General features: G+C 66.8%; 22 protein-coding genes and 4 tRNA genes. 18 read left to right on the top strand and 8 right to left on the bottom strand.

Annotated elements, in window-relative coordinates; genetic code table 11:
• Positions 1 to 5: 5 nt before the first annotated feature.
• The 3 genes from orn (at position 6) to NJD74_RS08340 (ending at position 2,780) form a co-directional block, all read left to right on the top strand.
• Positions 6 to 575 (top strand): oligoribonuclease, encoded by a 570-nt coding sequence (gene orn / locus NJD74_RS08350; RefSeq protein ID WP_319623966.1) that lies wholly within the window; start codon positions 6 to 8, stop codon positions 573 to 575.
• A 105-nt stretch (positions 576 to 680) separates the two neighbouring features.
• A complete protein-coding gene (locus NJD74_RS08345; RefSeq protein WP_046273417.1) occupies positions 681 to 1,550 on the top strand; it encodes an EcsC family protein in 870 nt (289 codons plus the stop codon).
• A gap of 117 nt (positions 1,551 to 1,667) precedes the next feature.
• Positions 1,668 to 2,780 carry an alkene reductase gene (locus NJD74_RS08340; RefSeq protein WP_319623965.1) on the top strand — a complete coding sequence of 371 codons (1,113 nt, stop codon included), beginning with the start codon at positions 1,668 to 1,670 and terminating at the stop codon, positions 2,778 to 2,780.
• Positions 2,781 to 2,952: 172 nt separating this feature from the next.
• Here NJD74_RS08340 and ppsA read toward each other — a convergent pair whose 3' ends face one another.
• Entirely contained in the window at positions 2,953 to 5,331 is a 2,379-nt protein-coding gene (gene ppsA / locus NJD74_RS08335) for a phosphoenolpyruvate synthase (protein WP_319623964.1), read from the bottom strand.
• A gap of 143 nt (positions 5,332 to 5,474) precedes the next feature.
• Between ppsA and NJD74_RS08330 the strand changes: the two genes are divergently transcribed.
• The 3 genes from NJD74_RS08330 (at position 5,475) to NJD74_RS08320 (ending at position 7,496) form a co-directional block, all read left to right on the top strand.
• Positions 5,475 to 6,296, top strand: coding sequence for a pyruvate, water dikinase regulatory protein (locus tag NJD74_RS08330; RefSeq protein WP_019184148.1), 822 nt, complete (start codon positions 5,475 to 5,477; stop codon positions 6,294 to 6,296).
• A gap of 145 nt (positions 6,297 to 6,441) precedes the next feature.
• A complete protein-coding gene (locus tag NJD74_RS08325; RefSeq protein WP_319623963.1) occupies positions 6,442 to 6,951 on the top strand; it encodes a DUF1249 domain-containing protein in 510 nt (169 codons plus the stop codon).
• A 56-nt stretch (positions 6,952 to 7,007) separates the two neighbouring features.
• Positions 7,008 to 7,496 carry an 8-oxo-dGTP diphosphatase gene (locus NJD74_RS08320; RefSeq protein ID WP_070474646.1) on the top strand — a complete coding sequence of 163 codons (489 nt, stop codon included), beginning with the start codon at positions 7,008 to 7,010 and terminating at the stop codon, positions 7,494 to 7,496.
• Between the two features lie 68 nt (positions 7,497 to 7,564).
• Here the strand turns inward: NJD74_RS08320 and NJD74_RS08315 are convergent, their stop codons facing one another.
• Positions 7,565 to 8,215, bottom strand: coding sequence for a methyltransferase domain-containing protein (locus tag NJD74_RS08315; RefSeq protein WP_319623962.1), 651 nt, complete (start codon positions 8,213 to 8,215; stop codon positions 7,565 to 7,567).
• A gap of 377 nt (positions 8,216 to 8,592) precedes the next feature.
• Here NJD74_RS08315 and NJD74_RS08310 point away from each other — a divergent pair, with 377 nt between their 5' ends.
• Genes NJD74_RS08310 through phaC form a run of 3 tightly spaced genes read left to right on the top strand, consistent with a single transcriptional unit; the run spans position 8,593 to position 11,514 of the window.
• Entirely contained in the window at positions 8,593 to 9,207 is a 615-nt protein-coding gene (locus NJD74_RS08310) for a CDP-alcohol phosphatidyltransferase family protein (RefSeq protein ID WP_070474651.1), read from the top strand.
• 52 nt (positions 9,208 to 9,259) lie between these two features.
• Entirely contained in the window at positions 9,260 to 10,450 is a 1,191-nt protein-coding gene (phaE, locus tag NJD74_RS08305) for a class III poly(R)-hydroxyalkanoic acid synthase subunit PhaE (RefSeq protein WP_070474654.1), read from the top strand.
• Entirely contained in the window at positions 10,447 to 11,514 is a 1,068-nt protein-coding gene (gene phaC, locus NJD74_RS08300; protein ID WP_019184142.1) for a class III poly(R)-hydroxyalkanoic acid synthase subunit PhaC, read from the top strand. Before phaE ends, phaC begins: the two co-directional genes overlap by 4 nt.
• A gap of 3 nt (positions 11,515 to 11,517) precedes the next feature.
• Here the strand turns inward: phaC and NJD74_RS08295 are convergent, their stop codons facing one another.
• The gene (locus NJD74_RS08295; protein WP_070474657.1) at positions 11,518 to 12,012 is read right to left on the bottom strand and encodes a DUF4822 domain-containing protein; all 495 of its coding nucleotides are present in this window, start codon (positions 12,010 to 12,012) and stop codon (positions 11,518 to 11,520) included.
• A 61-nt stretch (positions 12,013 to 12,073) separates the two neighbouring features.
• On the opposite strand from NJD74_RS08295, the gene NJD74_RS08290 reads away from it, so the two are divergent.
• From NJD74_RS08290 to NJD74_RS08260, 7 genes are all read left to right on the top strand, one after another.
• Entirely contained in the window at positions 12,074 to 12,469 is a 396-nt protein-coding gene (locus NJD74_RS08290) for a YfeK family protein (protein ID WP_070474661.1), read from the top strand.
• 47 nt (positions 12,470 to 12,516) lie between these two features.
• Positions 12,517 to 12,720 carry a PspC domain-containing protein gene (locus tag NJD74_RS08285; protein WP_019184139.1) on the top strand — a complete coding sequence of 68 codons (204 nt, stop codon included), beginning with the start codon at positions 12,517 to 12,519 and terminating at the stop codon, positions 12,718 to 12,720.
• Between the two features lie 32 nt (positions 12,721 to 12,752).
• Positions 12,753 to 13,187: a hypothetical protein gene (locus NJD74_RS08280; RefSeq protein ID WP_051010514.1), complete on the top strand. Its 435-nt coding sequence runs from the start codon at positions 12,753 to 12,755 to the stop codon at positions 13,185 to 13,187.
• A gap of 132 nt (positions 13,188 to 13,319) precedes the next feature.
• Positions 13,320 to 13,535 carry a hypothetical protein gene (locus NJD74_RS08275; RefSeq protein ID WP_019184137.1) on the top strand — a complete coding sequence of 72 codons (216 nt, stop codon included), beginning with the start codon at positions 13,320 to 13,322 and terminating at the stop codon, positions 13,533 to 13,535.
• A 206-nt stretch (positions 13,536 to 13,741) separates the two neighbouring features.
• A complete protein-coding gene (locus NJD74_RS08270; RefSeq protein WP_319623961.1) occupies positions 13,742 to 16,117 on the top strand; it encodes a Tex family protein in 2,376 nt (791 codons plus the stop codon).
• A gap of 251 nt (positions 16,118 to 16,368) precedes the next feature.
• A complete protein-coding gene (locus NJD74_RS08265; RefSeq protein WP_319623960.1) occupies positions 16,369 to 18,576 on the top strand; it encodes a PAS domain S-box protein in 2,208 nt (735 codons plus the stop codon).
• A gap of 279 nt (positions 18,577 to 18,855) precedes the next feature.
• On the top strand, positions 18,856 to 20,712 hold the full coding sequence (locus tag NJD74_RS08260; RefSeq protein ID WP_319623959.1) for a methyl-accepting chemotaxis protein: 1,857 nt from the start codon (positions 18,856 to 18,858) through the stop codon (positions 20,710 to 20,712).
• Between the two features lie 53 nt (positions 20,713 to 20,765).
• Here the strand turns inward: NJD74_RS08260 and NJD74_RS08255 are convergent.
• A tRNA-Leu gene (locus NJD74_RS08255) sits at positions 20,766 to 20,852 on the bottom strand.
• A gap of 124 nt (positions 20,853 to 20,976) precedes the next feature.
• Here NJD74_RS08255 and NJD74_RS08250 point away from each other — a divergent pair.
• Positions 20,977 to 21,357, top strand: coding sequence for a response regulator (locus NJD74_RS08250; RefSeq protein ID WP_019185019.1), 381 nt, complete (start codon positions 20,977 to 20,979; stop codon positions 21,355 to 21,357).
• Positions 21,358 to 21,364: 7 nt separating this feature from the next.
• Here NJD74_RS08250 and NJD74_RS08245 read toward each other — a convergent pair whose 3' ends face one another.
• Complete coding sequence (locus NJD74_RS08245; protein WP_319623958.1) at positions 21,365 to 22,321, bottom strand: SOS response-associated peptidase family protein; 957 nt, start codon at positions 22,319 to 22,321, stop codon at positions 21,365 to 21,367.
• 105 nt (positions 22,322 to 22,426) lie between these two features.
• On the opposite strand from NJD74_RS08245, the gene NJD74_RS08240 reads away from it, so the two are divergent.
• Positions 22,427 to 22,843, top strand: coding sequence for a GNAT family N-acetyltransferase (locus NJD74_RS08240; RefSeq protein WP_319623957.1), 417 nt, complete (start codon positions 22,427 to 22,429; stop codon positions 22,841 to 22,843).
• 50 nt (positions 22,844 to 22,893) lie between these two features.
• Here the strand turns inward: NJD74_RS08240 and NJD74_RS08235 are convergent.
• From NJD74_RS08235 to NJD74_RS08225, 3 genes are all read right to left on the bottom strand, one after another.
• A tRNA-Glu gene (locus NJD74_RS08235) sits at positions 22,894 to 22,969 on the bottom strand.
• A gap of 49 nt (positions 22,970 to 23,018) precedes the next feature.
• Positions 23,019 to 23,094: transfer RNA gene (locus tag NJD74_RS08230), tRNA-Ala, on the bottom strand.
• A 104-nt stretch (positions 23,095 to 23,198) separates the two neighbouring features.
• Positions 23,199 to 23,274, bottom strand: a tRNA-Glu gene (locus NJD74_RS08225).
• Between the last annotated feature and the right edge of the window lie 16 nt (positions 23,275 to 23,290).

Below are 23,290 nucleotides of genomic sequence, written 5' to 3'. Positions count from 1 at the left end.
AACACATGGCCGACAACGGCGCAGAAGGCGAGCGACTGATCTGGATCGATCTGGAAATGACCGGTCTGGACACCGATAACGATGCGATCATCGAGATCGCCACGGTGGTGACCGATGCGCAGTTGAAGGTGCTGGCCGAAGGTCCGGAGTTCGCCATCCATCATCGGGTGGAGCGGCTGGAGGCGATGGACGAATGGAACCGCAACCAGCACCGCCGCTCGGGCCTGTGGCAGCGCGTGGTCGACAGCACGGTGACCCTGGGCCAGGCCGAAGCGCAGACCATCGCGTTCCTGCAGCAGTGGATCAAGGCCGGTGCCTCGCCGATGTGCGGCAACTCGATCTGCCAGGACCGTCGCTTCCTGCACCGTGAAATGCCGCGCCTGGAGAAGTACTTCCACTACCGCAATCTGGACGTGTCCACGATCAAGGAACTGGCCAAGCGCTGGGCCCCGAGCGTCGCGGCGGGCGTCGGCAAGACCGCCAGCCATACCGCGCTGAGCGACGTCCACGATTCCATCGAAGAACTGCGCCATTACCGCCAGTTCATGGGAGCGCTTTCGGGCCTGCCGGCCTGATCCAGCGGGCAGGATCGGCACGGCACGCCGGTCTGTGCCGGATCGTTCAGCTGACGGCAGGCGAGGCGACGAGCGATGAACATCGGCGGCGCTATGATCGCGGCCATGAATGCCATCACCTCGCCGCAACCGCCGCCGCTGCCGTCCTCGATCCTGCCGACCTCGCAGGATTGGCGTGACCTGCAACGTGCGGTGGAGCTGCTGGAATCGCCCACGCTGACGGCCAAGATGGCCAACCTGATCGGCTCGCCACTGGAGTTCGCGGTCAAGCGGTTGCCTGATTCGGTATCGCGCCGCATCCACGGCGCGGTCGAGGCGGCCCTGTTCAAATCCGCCCAGGCCGCGTTGTGGAGCATGGACAACACGCCCGGCAAGGCGGCCTCCACACGTTGGCACAAGCTGGCGGCGGCAACGTCGGGCGCGGTAGGCGGTGCGTTCGGCTTCACCACGCTGTTCATCGAACTGCCCGTGTCCACCACGATCATGATGCGCTCGGTGGCCGATGTCGCCCGCAGCGAGGGCTTCGACCTGCGCGAGATGAGCACGCGGCATGCCTGCCTGGAGGTGTTCGCGCTGGGCGGCAACTCCGGCAAGGATGATGCCAGCGAGACGGGCTACTACATCACGCGTGGCTTCACTGCCGAGGTGATGCGCCACTTGTCGGCCGAGCTGGCCGGGCGTGCGGTCGGCGGCAGCCCGGTGATGATCGGCCTGACCCCGAAAGAAGCCGGCAAATGGCTGGCCAAGATCGTGGAGAAAGTGGCGGCGCGCTTCGGCGTGGTGGTCACCGAGAAGTTTGCCGCGCAGGCGGTCCCGATCGTCGGGGCGGTGGCCGGCGCCACGCTCAATACCATGTTCACCGACTACTACCAGGACGTGGCGCGCGGGCATTTCATCGTGCGCCGGCTGGAGCGCAGCTACGGCTACGAGACCGTGCGGGCCGCCTATTCCCTGCTGGCCGCCGAGCGCAACTGAGCGATCGTTGCATCGGCGGCACAACTGTTTTGCCGCCGCGGGCCTGTTGGGCCGGCAGCCCTGTCCCCATCCTTGTCGGCATCACCGCTTCGGCGGCTCCCCCGATCAAGGATTGCCATGCTGTTCTCTCCCTATACCCGCGGCGCGCTGACGCTGCCCAACCGTATCGTGATGCCGCCGATGACCCGTTCGCGGGCCGGTGAGGGCAATGTCGCCACGCCGCTGATGGCCACTTACTACGCCCAGCGTGCCTCGGCCGGCCTGATCGTCAGCGAGGGTACCCAGATCAGCCAGCAGGGGCAGGGCTATGCCTGGACCCCGGGCATCCACGATGAGGCCCAGGTTGCCGGCTGGCGCGGCGTGGCGGAGGCGGTACATGCCGCCGGCGGCCGCATCGTCGCCCAGCTCTGGCACGTTGGCCGCGTCTCGCACGTGGCCCTGCAACCGGGCGGCGCCGCGCCGGTGTCCTCGTCGGCGCTGTTGGCCGAAGGGGTCAAGGTGTTCGTCGATCCGGAGGGCCGGGGCCCGCAGAGCGGCGTCGGCGAGATGGTCCAGCACTCGATGCCGCGGGCCCTGACCAGCGAAGAGATCGCCGGCATCGTGCGCGATTACGCGACGGCCGCGCGCAATGCGATCGCCGCCGGCTTCGATGGCATCGAACTGCACGGTGCCAACGGCTATCTGATCAACCAGTTCATCGACTCCCAGGCCAACCAGCGTACCGACGGCTATGGCGGCTCGCTGCAGAACCGCCTGCGCTTCCTGCGCGAGGTGACCGCGGCGGTGGCCGCGGAGATCGGGGCCGAGCGCGTCGGTGTGCGCCTGGCGCCGCTGACCACGCTGCAGGGCGCGGTGGACGACACCCCGCAGGCGACCTACCTGGCCGCGGCGCATCTGCTGGACGAGATCGGCGTGGGCTACCTGCACATCGCCGAAGCCGACTGGGAAGACGCCCCGGTCATGCCGGTAGCCTTCAAGGAGGCACTGCGCATGATCTATCGCGGCACGCTGATCTACGCCGGCAAGTACACCGTGGCACGCGCCGAGGAGGCGCTGGCCAAGGGGTGGGCCGACCTGATCGCCTTCGGCCGGCCGTTCATCGCCAATCCGGACCTGCCGGAGCGTCTGCAGCAGGGCCTGCCGCTGAATCCCCCGGACAAGGCCACGTTCTTCGGCGGCGGCGCGGAAGGGTTCACCGATTACCCGGTGGCGGAAACCGCCGAGGCCTGAACGCGCAACGCGTAGAGCCGACCGTTGGTCGGCCGCCCTCCCATCCGACGCCGCGCATACGTGATCTGCCGCGCGATGCGCGGCAGCCGACCAACGGTCGGCTCTACCGATGTTGCACAAAACAAAACCCCGCTTGCGCGGGGTTTTGTTCGTCATCTCAAGGCGGGGAGGATCAGCCCTTGGCCTTGAGCTTGGCCAGGCGCAGCCAGGTGTCGACCACGGTGTCCGGGTTCAGCGACACCGACTCGATGCCTTCCTGCATCAGCCATTCGGCCAGGTCCGGATGATCGGACGGGCCCTGGCCGCAGATGCCGACGTACTTGCCCTTGGCACGTGCCGACTTGATCGCCATCGACAGCAGCTTCTTCACCGCCGGGTTCCGCTCGTCGAACAGGTGCGCCACGATCGAGGAGTCGCGATCCAGGCCCAGGGTGAGCTGGGTCAGGTCGTTGGAACCGATCGAGAAGCCGTCGAAGATCTCCAGGAACTCATCGGCGAGCAGTGCGTTGGACGGCACTTCGCACATCATGATGATCTTCAGGCCGTTCTCGCCCTGCTTGAGGCCGTTCTGTTCCAGCACCTCGACGACCTTGCGGCCTTCTTCCAGGGTGCGCACGAACGGGATCATGACCCACAGGTTGTCCAGGCCCATCTCGTTGCGCACGCGCAGCACGGCCTTGCACTCCAGTGCGAAGGCGGCCGAGAAGCTCGGGTCGACATAACGGCTGGCGCCGCGGAAGCCGATCATCGGGTTCTCTTCGTGCGGCTCGTAGTTGCTGCCGCCGATCAGGTTGGCGTACTCGTTGGACTTGAAGTCCGACAGGCGCACGATCACCGGGTTCGGGGCCACCGAAGCGGTCAGGGTGGCGATGCCTTCGGCCAGGCGGCCGACGTAGAAGCTGACCGGATCCGCGTAACCGGCGATCTTCTCGTCGATCTTCTTCTTGGTCGCCGCGTCCTGGCGGTCGTACTCCAGCAGGGCGTTGGGGTGGATGCCGATGTGGCTGGCGATGATCATTTCCAGACGCGCCAGGCCGATGCCGGCGTTCGGCAGCTGGCCGAAGTCGAAGGCGCGTTCCGGGTTGGCCACGTTCATCATGATCTTCAGCGGCGCCGGCGGCATGTTGCCCAGGTCCGTGGTGGTGCGCTCGAACTCGAGCTTGCCCTCATAGATGAAGCCGGTGTCGCCCTCGGCGCAGCTGACGGTCACTTCCTGGCCGTCCTGGATCACCTGGGTGGCGTTGCCCGAGCCGACCACGGCCGGCACGCCCAGCTCACGGGCGATGATCGCCGCGTGGCAGGTGCGGCCACCACGGTTGGTCACGATGGCCGAGGCGCGCTTCATCACCGGCTCCCAATCGGGATCGGTCATGTCGGCGATCAGCACGTCGCCCGGCTGGACGCGGGCCATGTCGTCCAGGGTGCGCACCACGCGGGCGGTACCGGCACCGATCTTGGCACCCACGGCGCGGCCTTCGGCCAGCACCTTGCCGTCCTTCTGGTTCAGCGCGAAGCGTTCGATCTGGGTAGCATGGCCACGCGACTTCACCGTCTCCGGGCGCGCCTGCACGATGAACAGCTTGCCGCTGACACCGTCCTTGGCCCACTCGATATCCATCGGGCGGCCGTAATGCTTTTCGATGACCAGCGCCTGCTTGGACAGTTCCTGCACGTCCTCGTCGCTGATGGAGAACGTGCTGCGCAGTTCGGCCGGGGTGTCTTCGATGCGCACGCGCTCACCGGGGACATCCGAATACACCATGCGGATCGCCTTGCTGCCGAGCGAGCGGCGCAGGATCGCCGGCTTGCCGGCGCTCAGCGTGGGCTTGTAGACGTAGAACTCGTCGGGGTTGACCGCGCCCTGCACGACCATTTCGCCGAGGCCGAACGAAGAGGTGACGAACACCACGTCGCGGAAGCCGGACTCGGTGTCCAGGGTGAACAGCACGCCGGAGGAACCCACGCCCGAGCGCACCATCAGCTGCACCCCGGCGGACAGGAACACATCCTCGTGCTTGAAGCCGTGGTGGACGCGGTAGGCGATCGCGCGGTCGTTGTACAGCGAGGCGAACACTTCCTTGACCTTGTGCACGACATCGTCGGCGCCGGTCACGTTGAGGAAGGTCTCCTGCTGGCCGGCGAAGGAGGCATCGGGCAGATCTTCGGCGGTGGCCGAGGAGCGCACCGCGACGGCGATATCGCCGCCGCCGTTTTCACTGCACAGCTTGGCGTAGGCGCTGCGGATGTCCTGGTCCAGTTCCGGGTGGAGCGGGGCATCGATCACCCAACCGCGGATTTCCTTGCCGGCCAGGGTCAGGGCACCGACATCTTCCACGTCCAGCGTGGCCAGCTTGTCGAAGATGCGCTTGGACAGATCGTTATGGGCGATGAAGTCCTTGAAGGCTTCAGAGGTGGTTGCATAACCGCCGGGGACAGACACCCCCAGACCGGCCAGGTTGCCGATCATTTCGCCAAGCGACGAATTCTTGCCGCCTACGCGGGCCAGGTCGGCCAGGCGCAGTTCGTGCAACCACAGGATGTTCTCGTTCAAGCGCGATGCTCCGTTTGGCCATCGCCCGAGGCGGGCTGGATGGCCACGTCCGTAGGAAGAAGCCGATATGATGCCGGGCAGACCGCTGTCGGCACAAGCTTGTATCGACAGCCTTTTTAAGCTTCGGAGGGGGTAAAAGCCGTATGTCGACGATCCGACCGGTGTTCTACGTGTCCGATGGAACCGGTATCACCGCTGAAACCATTGGGCATAGCCTCCTGACCCAGTTCTCCGGGTTCAGCTTCATCACCGACCGGATGTCGTTCATCGATGATCCGGAAAAAGCGCGCGAAGCCTGTGAAAGGATCCGTGCAGCGGGCGAGCGGTACCAGGTCCGGCCCATCGTGGTCAGTTCCTGCGTGGACAGCGGGCTGAGCATCATCCTGGCCGAAAGCGGCGGATTGATGCTGGATGTGTTCGCGCCCTTCATCGAGCCGCTGGAGCGGGAACTGGCCGTCAACCGGCATTCCCGGGTCGGCCAGGCGCACGGCATGGTGGACTTCGAGACCTACCACCGCCGCATCAACGCGATGAATTTCGCGCTGACCCATGACGACGGCATCGCCATCAACTACGACGATGCCGACGTGATCCTGGTGGCCGTCTCCCGGGCCGGCAAGACCCCGACCTGCATCTACCTGGCCCTGCATTACGGGGTTCGCGCCGCCAATTACCCGCTGACCGACGAGGACCTGGAGCAGGATCGCCTGCCACCACGCCTGCGCCCGTACCGGAAAAAGCTGTTTGGGCTGACCATCGACCCGGACCGCCTGCAGCAGATCCGCCAGGAGCGTCGCCCGAACTCGCGCTACGCCAACCTGGAGACCTGCCGCCGCGAGGTCGCCGCCGCCGAGACCATGTTCCGGATGGAGCGGATCCCGACCCTGAGCACCACCCATACCTCGATCGAGGAGATCTCGAGCAAGGTACTGGGCACCCTGGGGCTGCAGCGCGAGATGTATTGATTCGGCGCGCCCCCTTGAACAGCAAGGGGGCGCTTCCTTCGTCCCGGGCCGGGGCTGCCCTGCGTCCGTGAACCGGTTGCGGGCCGCCCCTTTGGCCGGCGTGGTACCGCCCCCACGTTGGGAGATCAACGTGTAGGATCGACCCATGGCCCAGGCATCGCCCCGTATCGAACGCATTCCCCGGCTCAGCCGCCTGAGCTGGCTGATGGGCCTGTACGCCGAGAACTACCAGCACCTGGTGCGCCTGTTCGCACCGGCCGAGCTCGTCCCCGGCAGCTACGTCTCCTCGATCGGCGATGGGCTGGATGTGCGCCTGGACGTCATCGAGTGCCACCGCTATACGGTGGAGCTGCGCCTGACCTACGACTTCGCCGACCCGGTCACCGGGCAGCCGGATCCTTCGGCCTATGTGCGCCTGTATCGTGACGCCCGCCAGGCCGAGACCACGCATTGCTACGTCGGCCGCCGCTGGCAGGACGTGGTGGGGATGTACCCGCCGCCGGCCGAGCTGATCAGCCACCGCATGCGGATGAACACCTTCCTCGGCAAATGGCTGGAATACCTGGCCGAACGCGGCCACAGCGTGGCCACGCTGCGCCGCGATGGCGAGGTGGCTGCACCGGCCGACGCGCGCCGCACCAGCCTGGTGCCCTGAGCCGCCGCCTGGCGGATCACGCATAATCGGGGTCTGTGTTCCCGAGCGTGTGCGAAATGCCCTATACCCCCATCGTGGCCACCTTGGGCTACGTGCTGTCCGCCGACGGCAAGCAAGTGCTGATGATCCACCGCAACGCCCGCCCCGGTGACCTGCACCTGGGCAAGTACAACGGGCTGGGCGGCAAGATGGAGCGCGATGAAGACGCCGCGGCCTGCATGCGCCGCGAAATCCGCGAGGAGGCCGGCATCGAGTGCGGGACCATGCGCCTGCGCGGCACGATCAGCTGGCCGGGTTTCGGCAGGAACGGTGAGGACTGGTTCGGCTTCGTGTTCGTCATCGATGACTTCACCGGCACGCCGCTGACCTCCAACCCGGAGGGCACACTGGAGTGGGTGGACGTGGACAAGATCGACGGCCTGCCGCTGTGGGAAGGCGACCGCAGCTTCCTGCCGCTGGTCTTCGACGATGAGCCGCGCGCCTTCCATGGCGTGATGCCGTACCGCGATGGCGCCATGGAATCCTGGAGCTACACCCGGCTGTAGTGCCGGCCGCTGGGCGGCAACCCATGAACGGTGGTGCATGCGCCCGTAATGCCCGCCAGCAGTCGGCACTACCTGCGGGCGAGCAGCAGGTGGAAATGCTTGCTGACCTCGCGCCCGTCGTTGCTGCGCCCGGTTTCGTGATGGGCGCGCCAGCCCTGTACGGTCAATCCAGCGCTGCGCAGGGCCTGCTCGACCTCGGCCAGCTCGTGCAGGTGGAACCCATGCGCAGTGAACGGCAGCGTGCGCATGAAAGCGGCATCGCCGAACGCCAGGCAGAGCCGGCCGCCGGGGCGCAGCACGCGCGCCAGCTCGGCGAACGGAAATTTCAGTTCGTCCCAGAAGTACAGCGTGTTCACTGCCAGCGCCGCATCGATGCAGGCCGTATCCAGGGGCAGGGCGTGGGCATCGCCTAGGTGGACCTCGGCACGATCCTGAAGTCCATGCATGGCCAGCACCGCGGTGCCCGCCTCGACCATCGCCGCTGAAACATCGACGCCCACATAGCGGCTGTGCGGTGTACGCAACAGATCGGGTGCGAAGGCTGCATTGCCCGGGCCGATCTCCAGGACCTGTTCGCCGGGGGTGATTGACAGCAGGGCGATGGCGGCCCGGTTGAGGTCGCCGTTGCTGCGGTTCATCGATTCGGCCACGACGAGCGCGTGCTCACCGTGCGGGTGGCGCAACTGGGCGGCCAGATGGTCGGGGGAAAGCACGCGCAAGACTCCTGTCGGTGGGCGGCAGGACCTGGCGGCGGCGGAGTCCATCCACCAGCTTAGCCCACTGGTGGCACCGATGGGCGCGCGTGTGAAAAGGGATCGCCCCGCAGCAATGAGGATCGGTGATCAAGAAATCACCATCGTCGCGTCTATTGAGATTGAGTTGTCCACAGGGGGTGTGGATGACTCGTGGGCAAGTTTGTGGATAAGCCGCGTCGGCCCCCGCCGGTACTCGCTGTCAAGATGGGTGGCCAAAAATTCACCGCAGGTCGTGCTGGCGTGAACGGCGCGGCAAGGCTGGAGTACGGTGGCGTAGGGAACGCTGTCCCGGCGCGGGCCGCTCGCGGTACTCTCTTGCGATTGCCGCCACCTGATCCTTCATGAAACGTCACTTCTCGATGTTGCGCGAGTTCCACCTGGCCGACTGGTTCACCCTGGCCAACGCGTTCTGTGGCACCGGGGCGGTCTTTGCCGCCATGCGCTATCTGCAGGATGGCGAACGCAGCTATCTGCTGTTCGGCATGGCCCTGATCCCCTTGGCCTTCATTTTTGATGCGCTGGACGGGCGCATCGCGCGCTGGCGCAAGTCCAGCTCCACGCTGGGCCGTGAGCTGGATTCGCTGTCGGACATCATTTCCTTCGGTGTCGCCCCGGCCGCACTGGCCTACGCCTGCGGCATGCAGGGCGGCTGGGACTGGCTGGTGCTGAGCTACTTCGTCTGCTGCGGCGTCAGCCGCCTGGCCCGCTACAACGTGACCGCCGAAGCACTGGCTGGCGAGGGCGACAAGGTGCCGTACTTCGAAGGCACCCCGATCCCGACCAGCCTGGCGCTGGTGGTGGTGCTGGCCGTGGCGGCGAGCGTCGGGGCCACCGGCGCGGACCTGTGGCTGGGCCAGTGGCAGTTGGGCCCGTGGCAGCTGCACCCGCTGGTGCTGCTGTTCGCGCTGTCCGGCTCGCTGATGATCAGCAAGACCCTGCGCATCCCCAAGCCGTGAGGCACGGCAGCGCGGCATTGCTATCATCGTTTCCCGAGACGGGAGGACGGTCATGACCACGGCGGGCAGCGGCAGCGGCGCAGGCGATGTGGAAGCCCTGGCGCGGCAGTATTTCAGTGCCTGGGGCGATGCCCTGCGGCACGCTGCGGCACCGCCTGGCCACACCGCCGGCCCCGAGGCGCAAGGCAACTGGCAGCAGGCGATCGACTGGTGGGCACAGATGATGCCCAACGCAGCCAGCAGCCCGGCCGACGAGGCCGTGCACCGCTTCCGTGAACAGGCCGGTGGCTGGTACGGCACCATGCAGCAGGTGGCCGCGCAGTTTGCTGACCGCGATACCACCAGCGCCGACGTCGCGCAGGCGTGGCGCACGGCGGTGCTGGGGCAGGGCGACGGGCTGCTGCAGTGGATGCTGCAGGGCGCCCGCGGACATACCCAGGCCGAGGAGCCGGATCTGCTGCAGCTGTTGGAAACCCTGCAGCGCCAGCTCGGTCCGTGGCTGCAAAGCCCGGCATTTGGTCCCGGCCGTGAGCACCAGGCCCGCTGGCAGGCGCTGTTGCGGGCCCAGCAGGACTACCAGGCGCACTCGCGCGATTACGTGGATCAGATCAAGCAGGCGCTGGAGGATGCATTCACCCTGTTCGAGCAGCGCCTGGCCGAGCACGAACAGCCGGGCAACCAGCTGACCAGCGCGCGGGCGATGTTCGATCTCTGGATCGATGCGGCCGAGGAGGCGTATGCGAAGGTCGCGCTGTCCGAGCCGTTCCAGGCGGTGTACGCCTCGCTGGGCAATGCCCAGATGCGGCTGCGCGCGGCCACCCAGCAGGAGATCGAACGGCTGACCGAGAGCTTCGGGCTGCCGACGCGCACGGAAATGGATGCGGCACACCGCCGCATCGCCGAGTTGGAGCGGCTGGTGCGGCGCATGGCCGGCGGCGCAGGCGATGGCAGGCCCGCCACCCGGCCGGCCGCCTCGAAGAAGGCAGCTCCGACGAAGGCAGCTCCGGAGAAAGCAGCTCCGAATAAGGCAGCTCCGAATAAGGCAGCTCCGGAGAAGTCCGCTCCGAAGAAGTCCGCTCCGACGCAGGCAGCCGCGAAGCAGGCAGCCCCGAAGAAGGCGGCACCAGAACAGAGCAAGGCACCCAAGACGGCGGAAGCGGCTAAAGCCGCGAAAACCACGAAAGCCGCTACAGCCACCCAACCGGTGAAGGCCGCCGCCAAACCCCGGAAACGCAGCGCATGAAAGGTCCCCTGGGCTTCAACGCCGAAGACCTGCTGCAGGAAACCCTGGCCATGCAGCGCAAGCTGATGGATGGCCTGACGCTGCTGCCCTCGGTGGAGGATGTCGAGTACGGCGTCACCACCCGCGAGGAGGTGTGGCGCGATGGCAAGGTCGCCCTGTACCGGTTTGTCGGCGGCCAGGCGCCGGTACGGCGGACGCCGCTGCTGATCGTCTATGCGCTGGTCAACCGGCCGTACATGGTCGACCTGCAGACAGACCGCTCGCTGGTGCAGAAACTGCTGGCGCTCGGCCATGATGTGTATGTACTGGATTGGGGCTATCCGGACCGCTCCGAGCGCTACCAGACGCTGGAGGATTACCTGCTGCGGTTCGTCGATGGCGCGGTGGACCACCTGCAGGCCCACAATGGCGGTGAGCCGATCAACATGCTCGGCATCTGCCAGGGCGGCGTGTTCGCGCTGTGCTACGCCGCGCTGCGCCAGGCCAAGCTGGCCAACCTGATCACGATGGTCACCCCGGTCGATTTCCACACCCCGGACAACATGCTCTCGCACTGGGCACGGCAGGTGGACGTGGATCTGCTGGTGGACACGCTGGGCAACATCCCGGCCGATCTGATGAACGCCAGTTACCTGATGCTCAAGCCGTTCCGGCTCAACGTGCAGAAGTACGTCGGCCTGCTCGACATCCTCGATGACAAGGATGCGTTGGAGGATTTCCTGCGCATGGAAAAGTGGATCTTCGATTCGCCGGATCTGGCGGGCGAAGCGTTCCGTGATTTCATCAAGCAGTTCTACCAGGGCAACGGGCTCATGCACGATGGCGTACGCATCGGCGAGGAACATGTCGACCTCCAGCAGGTGACGTTGCCGGTACTGAACATCTACGCCGAACAGGACCATCTGGTGCCACCGGACGCATCACGCGCGCTGCGCGGCCGGATCGGCAGCGCCGACTACACCGAAAGCAGTTTCCGTGGTGGCCATATCGGCATCTACGTGTCCGGCCGCGCCCAGCGCGAGGTGCCCGGCACGATTACAGACTGGTTGCAGCAGCGCAGCTGAACCTCACGGTGAGGCGGCTGATGCAGTGGCCCGGACCTGCCACGGGCCTGCGTAAGGGGTGTGCACGACATGTACCGTGACCCAGGGCGCGCCCTCACGCATGCCGTGCGGCAACTGTCGGGAATAGGTGAATTCCGACGCGGTCAGAACCTCCACACGACGGCGTAACGGCGTGCCGGCATCGGGCACGGTGTGCTGATGGCGACGGTCGCCGGTGAAGAAAAACCATCCTGCACCGCCGTGTTCGGCGCGCGAGCGGCCGGTGGCCGGATCGAAGTACTCGAAGCGATTACTGCACGCGTCCCAGAGCGAGATGCCGACCACGCCGGGATAGCGTGCGACCTGGTTGCGGCTGCGATCATCGCCTTCATACACGGCAGTGGTGATCCAGGTGCGCTCGGCCAACTGCCTCGCCTGCTCGGAGGCGCCCGGGCAGGCCGGCACGGTGGACGCCTGTGCAAACAGGAGCAGCAGGCTGGGCAGGACCGGGTATGGCATGAAAGGTTCCCGTGCACGAAGGCGAGGACGCTACATTAGTGGCCTGCACTCAGGAGGCACCATGCAACAATCGCGAAAACGCACGTCCGTGGTCCCCGGCATCCTGATCGGGCTGGTCGCCCTGCTGCTGGGCGGCGCGGCCCAGGCGGCGCCGGGCGAGGCCGCCCGCCGCGAGATCGCCGGTCTGATCGGCGCACTGGATGGCTCCAGCTGCCGCTTCCAGCGCAACGGCAGCTGGCACGACGCCGCCGAGGCGCGCGCCCATCTGCAGCGCAAGTACGACTACCTGCTCAGGAAGGACAAGGTGGACACCGCCGAGCAGTTCATCGAGCGCGCCGCCAGCCAGAGCAGCATGAGCGGCAAGCCGTACCGGATCGCCTGCCCGGGCCAGCCGGAGCAGACCGCGGCGGTCTGGTTCACGGCGCGGTTGGCGGCCCTGCGCCAACGCACCCCGTAGACATGGTTCGCGCTAGAGTCGGCATCTACCGGCTCGAGACCCCGTGCATGAACACACCGCCGCGCCCGCTGTCCCGCTCGCTCAACGACCGCATGATTGCCGGCGTCATGGGCGGCATTGCACATCGTTTCGGCTGGAACGTCACCCTGGTCCGGGTGCTGTTCGTGCTGATCTCGATCGGTTCGGCCGCGTTTCCGGGCATCCTGGTCTATCTGATCCTGTGGCTGCTGATCCCCAACGAGGCCGATTGAGCCTGTCGCCGGTGCTGCTGCGGGTACTGCAGATGCTGGGCGCGGTGTGGACCTCGCCCAATACCCTGATCGGTCTCGCCGCGGGCACCACGGCGATGCTGGCTGGCGCGCGTCCGTCCTGGAACGGGCGCGACTGCGCGGTCGTGTTCCGTGAATTCCCCTGGGGGCCGGGCGGGGCGATCACGCTGGGCAACGTGATCCTGCATACCGGCCCGGTGCTCGACGTGCCGTGCCGGACCTACGCGCACCAGGCCGGTCACGCCACCGAGCCGGTGATCGGCCTGCACGACCACGAGCGCGCACACGTCTACCAGTACCTGGTGCTCGGGCCGCTGTATCTGCCGGTGTACCTGCTGTGCGGCGGGGTCAGTGCACGCAACCCGTTCGAGCGCGCGGCCGATGTGTACGCGCTGCAGGGCCGCGGGTGGTGGCCACGGTGGCGTTATTTCCGCGTTAAATCCGTGTAAGAAAAACGTCGGCAACGCGACGTCATCTGCATGCAAAAAAACGTTATTAGCCTGCATGACGAACCAGTCAGGTTTACCGGGGTAAGCTTGCAGCGTTGTATGAGCAACCGTTTTTCTGGAGGAACACATCACATGGCAATCGTTCTTTATGTCGGTGGTAGCAAGGATGGCGACAAGGGCCTGGTGCCGCATGGCTTCAGCAAATCCCAGGCCGATACCGAGCAGGGCCCTGAGATCTACACCGAGCGGTTCATGGAACTGCAGGGCGTAGGCAAGGTGCGGGTGATGGCGCTGGAGTCGATGCGCGATGAGATCGTCCATCAACGCGCTGCCGTGCATTACCGGTAACCCGCAGCACCGCCAAGGCGCCCGTTGATCAAGGGCGCCCGCGCCGGCATCCCGGCCCCACGCAAGGATGCCGGCGTGAACGCGGGACCCCTCGTGTGGTCACCGCCACGGGGCGACAGGTTCGCACCGGACTGTCAACGGCTTTCCCCGGCCGCCCGGCATCGCCAGAATGGGTTCTTTCCGCAAAGCGGCTCCGGCCGGAAGCAATGCCTGACATCAAGCTCGCGCAGCAGATCGCCCAGACCATCGCCGATGAGATCGGTGCCCAGACCGCCCAGGCCCTGGCCGCCATCGCCCTGTTGGACGAAGGCGCCAGCGTTCCGTTCATCGCCCGCTACCGAAAGGAAGTCACTGGCGGCCTGGACGACACGCAGCTGCGCAATCTCGAAACGCGCCTGACCTACCTGCGTGAACTGGAAGACCGCCGCGCCGCGGTGCTGTCCAGCATCAACGAACAGGGCAAGCTCACCGATGAGCTGCGCAACGAGATCCTCGGCGCGGACACCAAGTCGCGCCTGGAAGATCTCTACCTGCCGTACAAGCCCAAGCGCCGCACCCGTGCCCAGATCGCGCGTGAGGCCGGCCTGGAGCCCCTGGCCGACGGCCTGCTGGCGGATCCGGGTCTGGATCCGCAGGTCTTCGGCGCGACCTTCGTCGATACCGACAAGGGCGTGGCCGACGTCAAGGCCGCGCTGGAAGGCGCCCGCGCGATCCTGATGGAGCGCTGGGGCGAGGATGCCGCGCTGGTTGGCGAGCTGCGCACCTGGCTGGGCGAGAACGGCGTGATCCGCGCGCGTGTCGCCGAGGGCAAGGAAGAGCAGGGCGCCAAGTACCGAGACTACTTCGAACATTCCGAATCGCTGGCGAAGATCCCGTCGCACCGCCTGCTGGCGCTGTTCCGCGCACGCCGCGAGGAAATCCTGTTCCTGGAGCTGGACCCGGGCAGCGATGCCGAGGCCGGCAATCTGTACGCCGAGGGCCGCGTCGCGCACAACGCGGGCATCCGCGATGCCGGCCGCCCGGGCGACCGTTGGCTGCTGGACGCCTGCCGCCTGACCTGGCGCGCCAAGCTGCACATGCACCTGCTGCTGGACCTGTTCAACCAGGCCCGCGAAAAAGCCGAGGCCGAGGCGATCTCGGTGTTCGGTGACAACCTCAAGGACCTGCTGCTGTCCGCCCCGGCCGGCCCGAAGGCCGTGCTCGGCCTCGACCCGGGCATCCGCACTGGCTGCAAGATCGCCGTGGTCGATGCCACCGGCAAGCTGGTCGCCACCGACACCATCTATCCGCACGAGCCGCGCCGCCAGTGGGACCAGTCGCTGCACACGATCAAGCAGCTGTGCGTGCAGCACAACGTGGAACTGATCGCGATCGGCAACGGCACGGCCAGCCGTGAGACCGACAAGCTGGCCGGTGAGGTGATCAAGGCGCTGGGCGATACCAAACTGCAGAAGATCGTGGTCAGCGAGGCCGGTGCCTCGGTGTACTCGGCCTCGGAGTTCGCGGCCAGGGAATTCCCGAACCTGGACGTGTCCATCCGCGGTGCGGTGTCGATCGCCCGCCGCCTGCAGGATCCGCTGGCCGAGCTGGTGAAGATCGAACCCAAGGCGATCGGCGTCGGCCAGTACCAGCACGACGTGGACCAGTACCGCCTGGCGCGCGCGCTGGATGCGCGCGTGGAGGACTGCGTCAACGCGGTCGGCGTGCACGTCAATACCGCCTCGGCCGCGCTGCTGTCGCGCGTGTCCGGGCTGTCATCCACCGTGGCCGAGAACATCGTGCGGCATCGCGACGACAACGGTCCGTTCAAGCGCCGCAAGGACCTGCTGAAAGTGCCGCGCCTGGGCGAGAAGACCTTCGAGCAGTGCGCCGGCTTCCTGCGCATCGCCGATGGCGACCAGCCACTGGATGCGTCTTCGGTGCACCCGGAAGCCTACCCGGTGGTGGAGCGCATCGTGGCGGCCACCGCACGCCCGATCAAGGCCCTGATCGGCGACGGCAGCTTCCTGCGCGGGCTCAAGGCCGAGCAGTTCACCGACGAGACCTTCGGTGTGCCGACCGTGCGCGACATCCTGAAAGAGCTGGAGAAGCCCGGCCGCGATCCACGTCCGGAGTTCAAGGCGGCCCGCTTCGCCGACGGTGTCGAGGAACTGAAGGACCTCAAGGTCGGCATGGTCCTGGAAGGCGTGGTCAGCAACGTGGCTGCGTTCGGTGCCTTCGTGGACATCGGCGTGCACCAGGATGGGCTGATCCACATCTCCGCGCTGTCGGACACCTACGTCAAGGACCCGCGTGACGTGGTCAAGGCCGGTGACATCGTCAAGGTGAAGGTGCTGGAGGTCGACGTGGCGCGCAAGCGCATCGCGCTGACCCGCCGCCTGGATGACACCCCGGCCCCGGCCAAGGCCCCGGGCGAGCGCGACGCGCGCCCGGCCGGTGGCGGCCGCCGTGACGGTGGGGCGGGCAATGGCCCGCGCAACGGCAACCGCGGCGGCCCGTCCGGCCCCCGTCCGGGCAGCGCGGCACCGCCGGCCAACAATGCGCTGGCCGATGCCTTCGCCCGGGCCAAGCGCGGCGGCTGAGCCTGCTGCCGTTGCCTGCCAGGGGCCGCCTTCGGGCGGCCTTTGGCGTTTTCGGGGGTCTGGGTGGCCGTGGGCACTTCTGGTTTGACGCATGTTTACGCACACTTCCCGTTGAATGCCCGTAGGGTGGGTGGACGGCGGGGAGCCCAGATGACAGACGACCAGGCAGGACCGGGCAACCGGGCGGGCCGCAGCGCCGATCACCGCGCGGCGGCAGGGCTGTGCGCGGCCTGCCGGCGCGGAGGGCGCCCATGAGCCAGTCACCGACCGGCGCCTCCGACGCTGCCGAAGCGGCCGAAGCGCTGCGTGAGATGGCCGAGCAGCGCCATCGGCTGGAAATGATCATCGAAGGCACCGCGGCCGGCACCTGGGACTGGAACATCCCGGGCGGGCAGATGCGGGTCAACGAGCGCTGGGCAGAGATCGTGGGCTACACCCGCGAGGAACTCGCCCCGATCACGCCCGACACCTTCTTCCGGCTGGTGCATCCCGACGATCTGGCCCAATCCAACGCGCTGCTCAGCGCGCATCTGGAGGGACGCTCGCCGCACTACGACAGCCTGTGCCGGATGCGCCACAAGCAGGGCCACTGGATCTGGGTGCAGGACCGTGGCCGCGTCTACGAGCGCGATGCGCAGGGCCGCCCGCTGTGGATGGCCGGTGCCCATGCCGACGTCACCGATCTGCAGCAGGCCCGGCAGGACGCGGCCAACATGCGCCAGCGCCTGCAGGCGGTGGTGGATGCCTCCGATGAGGTTGCGGTGATCGCCACCGACATCAATGGGGTGGTGAACCTGTTCAATACCGGCGCCCAGAAGCTGCTGGGCTACCGGCCCGAGGAGGTGATCGGGCGGGTCAACCCCGGTCTGTTCCATGATCCGGACGAGATGCGTGCCTACCTGCAGCCCCAGATGGATGCGGAGGGGCGGATGCCGACCATTTTCGAGGCACTGACCGCGCACGCTGCCCAAGGCACGTGGTCGCACCAATGGACCTTCCTGCGCAAGGACGGCGAGCGGCGCCAGGTGCGGTTGTCGATCAGCCCACTGGACGGCGCGGGGGGCAGCCGGATCGGCTATGTCGGCATGGCGGTCGATCTCACCCCGCTGCTGCAGGTGCGCGAGCAGGCCTTCGTCGCGGCCGAGAAGTTTGCCGGGGCGTTCTCTTCGGCGGCGCTGGGCATGGCCCTGGTCTCGCTGGAAGGGCGTTGGCTGGACGTCAACGATTCGCTGTGCGGCATCCTCGGTTACACCCGTGCCGAACTGCTGCAGATCGACTTCCAGACACTGACGCATCCGGATGACCTGCACACCGACCTGGCCCTGCTCGGTGACCTGCTGGCCGGCCGTCGCGAGCACTACCACATGGAGAAGCGCTATCTGGGCAAGGCCGGCAACCTGGTCTGGGGGCGGCTGTCGGTCTCGCTGGTCCGCACCGAGAATGGCGAGCCGCTGCATTTCGTTTCGCAGATCCAGGACGTGACCGCGCAGCGGCTCAGCGGCCAGCAGCTGCGCGAATCCGAGCAGCGCACCCGCGTCACCCTGGATGCGGTGGCCGACATGGTACTCACCCTGGATCTGCACGGGGGCATCCAGTACGCCAATTCCGCGGCCACGCGCGCGCTGGCCGGGGAGGGCGCCGAGGCCCTGGCCGGCAGCCAGCTGCAGGAGGTGATGGAACTCACCACCGAGTACGCGCCGCGCTCACCGCTGGATGTGGCCGTGCTGCTCGACCCGGACAGCAACGCGGTCGATCTGCATTCGGACCTGTTGCTGTCGGTCGGTGCCCACCTGCTGCCGGTCGACCTTACCCGTGCCTGGCTGCGCGATGAGCAGGGGCAGGTCAGCGGCGCGGTCTGGGTGATCCGTGATGTCACCCAGCAGCGCGCCCGCCAGCGCGAAGCCCGGCATCTGGCCGAGATCGACCCGCTGACCGAACTGAGCAACCGGCGCGGTTTCGAGGCGCACCTGCAACAGGCCATCACCCGGGTCGCGCGGACCGGGCAGTCGGCCTCGTTGATGTACATCGACCTGGACCACTTCAAGCCGGTCAACGATACCCACGGCCATCTGGCCGGCGATGCCGTGCTGTGGGCGGTGGCCAGCGTGCTGCGGCACGGCGTGCGCGATTCGGACATCGTGGCGCGGCTGGGCGGCGACGAGTTCGCGGTGATCCTGGCCGGCTGTTCGCTCAAGCGTGCCCGGCGCATCGCCAGCGACCTGCTCGAGGCGATGCGCGGGTTGTCCATCCCCTGGGATCAGCGCCGGTTGAGCGTGGGGGCCAGCATCGGGATCGCCCCGCTGTTCGGGGGCATGAGCGTGGATGATGCCGTGGCCGCCGCCGACGCCCAGTGCTACCGGGCCAAGGCGATGGGGCGCGACAACGTGCAGGTCGAAGCCCTGGGGCTGGGCGCGGTCGACCCGCTGGACGCCCTCGATGCCAGCGAAAGCGGCGAGTAGGCGCCGGACCAGTCTGCATCACAGGGCGGGGATGCTGGCCCTAAAGCTTTCAGAACACGCGCCGTTATATGACTCGCAGTTGCTGCCTGTCTGCTCACGTGGATATCTGGCCGTACACCTTTTTCATGGTTCATGTTCACCGGCTTGCCCGGTGTTTGAAGTCCATCGAAGCAACGTCATCCCCACTGGCGGTCTTCGTGAGTCCCAGCCAACGGAATACCGCCACCGGGCCACCGCCCGGCGCTGACCTATTCGCTAACAGGACACCGAGGTCTAGAGATGATTACTTCAGGCTTGCACACGCATGTGCCAGGTCGTGGCAACGACGCCGACGCCGGCACGTTGTGGCGTTCGCTCACGGCATTGTTCGTTTCCCGACGCGCCGCCCATGGCGCCGCGGCATCGGCCGCCCTGCAACGGCAGGCCGAGCTGGAGGACCAGGTCAAGGCCCTGCATCGGGTCCAGGCGGTGATCGAGTTCCATCTCGATGGCACCATCGTCCATGCCAACGACAACTTCCTGCAGACGCTGGGCTACACCCTGGAGGAGATCCAGGGCAAGCATCACGCGATGTTCGTCGATGCCGAGTACGCGCAGAGCCGGGAGTACCGCGACTTCTGGGCCAACCTGCGTCGCGGCGAGTTCGATGCGGGCCAGTACCGGCGGATCGGCAAGGGTGGCCGCGAGATCTGGATCCAGGCGTCCTACAACCCGGTGTTCGACAGCAACGGGCGGCCGTACAAGGTGGTCAAGTTCGCGACCGACATCACCGCGCAGAAATTCCAGGCGGCCGACTTCGCCGGGCAACTGGCGGCCATCAACAAATCACAGGCGGTGATCGAGTTCGACCTTGAAGGTCGCATCCTGGCCGCCAACGAGAACTTCCTCGCTGCCATGGGCTACGCATTGGAGGAGGTGCGCGGGCAGCATCATTCGATGTTCGCCGAACCCGAGCATCGCCAGAGCGCGGAGTACCGCGCGTTCTGGGCGAAACTGGGCCGTGGCGAGTACGATGCCGGCCAGTACAAGCGCCTGGGCAAAGGCGGGCGCGAGGTCTGGATCCAGGCCTCGTACAACCCGATCTATGACATGAACGGACGCCCGTTCAAAGTGGTCAAGTACGCCACCGATATCACCGCGCAAGTGCGTGACACCCTGGCGCTGCAGCAGGCCGTCGCGCAGACACGCGAAGTGGTGGCCGCAGCGCAGGCCGGCGATCTGACCGGCCATATCGCCACCCAGGACAAGACCGGCCCGATCGCCGAGTTGTGCGAGGGCATCAATGCGCTGGTCGAAGCGATGGCCGGCATCATCACCCAGATCAAGCTGGCGGCGGACACCATTGCCGTGGGTGCCAGCGAGATCGCCGAAGGCAACAGCGACCTGTCCGTGCGCACCGAGCAGCAGGCCGCTTCGCTGGAGGAGACCGCCGTCTCGATGAAGGGGCTGACCGCGACCGTGCGGCGCACCGCGGACAACGCCCGCCAGGCCAATGAGTTGGCCGGTGGTGCGGTCGAGGTGGCGGCGCAGGGTGGCCATGTGGTGCATGAGGTGGTCTCCACCATGTCGCTGATCAACGACTCCTCGCGGCGCATCGTCGATATCATCGGCGTGATCGACAGCATCGCGTTCCAGACGAATATCCTGGCCCTCAATGCCGCAGTGGAAGCGGCCCGTGCCGGCGAGCATGGGCGCGGCTTTGCGGTGGTCGCCTCGGAAATCCGCTCGCTGTCGCAGCGTTCGGCCGAGGCCGCCAAGGAGATCAAGCAACTGATCGGCGACTCGGTCGAGAAGGTCGGGGCGGGCACGCGCCAGGTCGAGAGCGCGGGGCGCACCATGGACGAGATCGTGGTCAGCGTGAAGCGCGTGAGCGATCTGATGGCCGATATCAGTACCGCCGCCCAGCAGCAGAGCGAGGGCATCGAGCAGATCAACCAGGTGGTCGAGCACATCGACGAGAGCACGCAGCAAAACGCCGCGCTGGTGGAGGAGGCGTCGGCGGCTGCCCGCAGCATGGAAGAGCAGTCCACCCGGCTGCTGCAGACGGTGGCGGCGTTCCGGGTGGCGGGGGCAGGTGCGCCTCGCGCGGCGCACCTCAATCCCACTGCTGGCCAGCCCGCACTGCGTCTGGTCTGACGCACAACGAAAAACGCCCCGGATCCGTCGATCCGGGGCGTTCTGGTTTTCCATGGTGCCGAAGGTGGGACTCGAACCCACACGCTTTTAAGGGCGGCGGATTTTGAGTCCGCTGCGTCTACCGATTCCGCCACTTCGGCTGGCTGGCCGCGTAGTGTATACAAGATGTGGAGGTTTGTGCAGACCTGAATGCTTAAGTCGGCGTCAGGGTTTCACCTACACAGGACGCTATACTCATCGCGCTGAACCATACAGGGAGTCGTCATGAGCGCGCTGCAGGATCTTCGGGTGCTGGTGGTCGAGAACGACGAAATGAGTGCGGCGCTGCTGCAGATGCAGCTGGCACAGTCCGGCGCCGTGGTGGTGGGGTTGGCCGCGTCGGTGCCGGAGGCACTGCGCCTGCTCGGCGAGACCCGGCCCCAGGTGGTGCTGCTGGATTACCGCCTGGCCAACAACGAGACCAGTGAGGCGGTGGCTGCGGCCCTGGCGGTCCGCCAGATCCCCTTCGTGCTGGCCACCGGCATGGCCACCGAGCATCTGCCCGAGGCCTTCCGCTCGGGCATCATTCTGACCAAGCCCTACCTGACGGCCGAATTGAACGCCGCGCTGGGGCGCGCACGGGCAGGGGACTCGGTTACCGGCTGAGTGGGCGTCACGCCGCTTCGGCGTGCGCCAGTGATACCGGTTCGCGGTCGTCCAGGATCCGGTACAGCGCGGCCAGGTCTGCCGGGTCGGGGTTCAACCAGGCATCGAGATGTTCGCGCCGGATCGGCACGATACAGCGGTCATGGCCGGTGCGCGCCACCTCCGTGGGCGGCTCGTCGGTGATCGCGGCGAACGACAACAGCCGGCCTTCCGGGCCTTCCCATTCCGACCACAGGCAGGCGATCAGCAGATCGCGCGGCGGCTGCGGGCTGAATTGGAGCACGACGTTCTCGGCTTTCTCGCCCGGCGACAGCGGGCGCTGCTCCAGTGCGTGACGCGGCACGTGTTCGTAGAACGACTGCACCACCACCACGCCATGCCGATGGCCGAACGCGGATCTCCAGTACGCCTCCAGGCTGTCGCGGCGCGCGTTGTAGGTGCCGGGATACAACACGTCGTTGCGCGCGGGCTTGTCCGGCAGCCGGCATTGGTAGCGCATCGGCTTGATCACGCGCTGGCCCTGCTCGGACACGATCACCGGCGCATAGACGCCGGGGAAAATGCGGCTGTCGCGCGGCACCAGGCCGGCGCGCTGCAGATCGGACAGGCGCGTCTGCGCACGTTCAATCCGGTTGCCCGCCACGCGTAGTTCATTGCGCGCCTTCTGCGTGGGACGTGCGGCCAGGTGTTCTTCGGCCGCCTTCCGCCGGGCGCTCTGCAGGCGCACCTCCTCATCCAGCGCCTGCATCTCCTCGGCATGCCATTGCTGTATTCGCGCCACGATCTCCTGGCCCTGCGCGGTGCGCGCGCCGGCGAAGCCATCGTCCATCGCCTTGGGCGTTTTCGGGCGTTGCTTGCCGGCGTCGTGGGCATACAGCTGGGCGAACTCGTCCAGGGACAGCATGGCCCCGTACTCACGGACCAGCTTGGTGTAATCGGCGCGGATCTGGGCGGAATAGCACATGGCGACGGAACAGGGTGGGCAGGGGGACAGGATAGGCCGGTGGGTCGCACATGCTGCGAATACGTTCGGGCATGCTGAGCGTCCATTCATTGCCGGACCCGTCTCATGTCGCTGCCTGCTGGTGTTCATTGCATCCCCCTGGCGCCCAGCGTGGAGGAATACCGCGCGCTGCGGGTGCTGGCCGGCCTGAGCCCGAAAACGGCCGAGGCGGCGGCGCGTGGCCTGCCCAACACGGTCTTCGGTGTGAGCCTGCGCGAGGATGACCGGTTGCTGGCGATGGGCCGGCTCATCGGCGACGGCGGCTGCTTCCTGCAGGTGGTGGATATCGCCGTGGTCCCGGACCGCCAGGGGCAGGGCCTGGGCAAGGCGGTGATGGCCGAGCTCGATGCCTGGCTGCACGCGAATGCGCAAGGTGCGTATGTGAGCCTGATCGCCGATGGCCAGGCGCACCGGCTGTATGCGCAGTTCGGTTTCACCGTGACCGCGCCGCGCTCGGTGGGCATGGCGAGGATGGTGGCGTAGGCCCCATAAACAAACAGCCCCGACCGAGGTCAGGGCTGTTTGTTTGAAGCTGGCGTCCCCACGGGGATTCGAACCCCGGTCGCCACCGTGAAAGGGTGATGTCCTAGGCCTCTAGACGATGGGGACGCGTTAAACCGAATTTTGGCTTCTATCGGACGGCCTGTGTCCGGAGAAGTGGTGGAGCCAGGCGGGATCGAACCGCCGACCTCCTGCATGCCATGCAGGCGCTCTCCCAGCTGAGCTATGGCCCCACAGTTGTGCTGCGAGCCGCCTATCATAGCGGCGGTCTTGCCGAATGGGAAGAGGGTCGTCAAACAAAAAGCCCCGACCGAGGTCAGGGCTGTTTGTTTGAAGCTGGCGTCCCCACGGGGATTCGAACCCCGGTCGCCACCGTGAAAGGGTGATGTCCTAGGCCTCTAGACGATGGGGACGCGTTAAACCGAATTT

The sequence above is a fragment of the Stenotrophomonas sp. RG-453 genome, assembly GCF_033843685.1.
Lineage (GTDB): Bacteria > Pseudomonadota > Gammaproteobacteria > Xanthomonadales > Xanthomonadaceae > Stenotrophomonas > Stenotrophomonas bentonitica_A.
Note: the sequence above shows the minus strand (reverse complement) of the source record. Positions and strands in the feature narration are given on the sequence as shown.

Excerpts from the sequence above, each read along its gene's own strand:
- NJD74_RS08310 (WP_070474651.1), top strand. The coding sequence starts at position 8,593 with ATGAAACGTCACTTCTCGATGTTGCGCGAGTTCCACCTGGCCGACTGG.
- phaE (WP_070474654.1), top strand. The coding sequence starts at position 9,260 with ATGACCACGGCGGGCAGCGGCAGCGGCGCAGGCGATGTGGAAGCCCTG.
- NJD74_RS08260 (WP_319623959.1), top strand. The coding sequence starts at position 18,856 with ATGATTACTTCAGGCTTGCACACGCATGTGCCAGGTCGTGGCAACGAC.
- NJD74_RS08280 (WP_051010514.1), top strand. The coding sequence starts at position 12,753 with ATGCTGGGCGCGGTGTGGACCTCGCCCAATACCCTGATCGGTCTCGCC.
- NJD74_RS08320 (WP_070474646.1), top strand. The coding sequence starts at position 7,008 with ATGCCCTATACCCCCATCGTGGCCACCTTGGGCTACGTGCTGTCCGCC.
- NJD74_RS08275 (WP_019184137.1), top strand. The coding sequence starts at position 13,320 with ATGGCAATCGTTCTTTATGTCGGTGGTAGCAAGGATGGCGACAAGGGC.
- NJD74_RS08285 (WP_019184139.1), top strand. The coding sequence starts at position 12,517 with ATGAACACACCGCCGCGCCCGCTGTCCCGCTCGCTCAACGACCGCATG.
- NJD74_RS08345 (WP_046273417.1), top strand. The coding sequence starts at position 681 with ATGAATGCCATCACCTCGCCGCAACCGCCGCCGCTGCCGTCCTCGATC.
- NJD74_RS08270 (WP_319623961.1), top strand. The coding sequence starts at position 13,742 with ATGCCTGACATCAAGCTCGCGCAGCAGATCGCCCAGACCATCGCCGAT.
- NJD74_RS08245 (WP_319623958.1), bottom strand. The coding sequence starts at position 22,321 with ATGTGCTATTCCGCCCAGATCCGCGCCGATTACACCAAGCTGGTCCGT.
- orn (WP_319623966.1), top strand. The coding sequence starts at position 6 with ATGGCCGACAACGGCGCAGAAGGCGAGCGACTGATCTGGATCGATCTG.
- NJD74_RS08325 (WP_319623963.1), top strand. The coding sequence starts at position 6,442 with ATGGCCCAGGCATCGCCCCGTATCGAACGCATTCCCCGGCTCAGCCGC.
- NJD74_RS08265 (WP_319623960.1), top strand. The coding sequence starts at position 16,369 with ATGAGCCAGTCACCGACCGGCGCCTCCGACGCTGCCGAAGCGGCCGAA.
- NJD74_RS08250 (WP_019185019.1), top strand. The coding sequence starts at position 20,977 with ATGAGCGCGCTGCAGGATCTTCGGGTGCTGGTGGTCGAGAACGACGAA.
- NJD74_RS08340 (WP_319623965.1), top strand. The coding sequence starts at position 1,668 with ATGCTGTTCTCTCCCTATACCCGCGGCGCGCTGACGCTGCCCAACCGT.
- NJD74_RS08330 (WP_019184148.1), top strand. The coding sequence starts at position 5,475 with ATGTCGACGATCCGACCGGTGTTCTACGTGTCCGATGGAACCGGTATC.
- NJD74_RS08295 (WP_070474657.1), bottom strand. The coding sequence starts at position 12,012 with ATGCCATACCCGGTCCTGCCCAGCCTGCTGCTCCTGTTTGCACAGGCG.
- NJD74_RS08240 (WP_319623957.1), top strand. The coding sequence starts at position 22,427 with ATGTCGCTGCCTGCTGGTGTTCATTGCATCCCCCTGGCGCCCAGCGTG.
- NJD74_RS08290 (WP_070474661.1), top strand. The coding sequence starts at position 12,074 with ATGCAACAATCGCGAAAACGCACGTCCGTGGTCCCCGGCATCCTGATC.
- phaC (WP_019184142.1), top strand. The coding sequence starts at position 10,447 with ATGAAAGGTCCCCTGGGCTTCAACGCCGAAGACCTGCTGCAGGAAACC.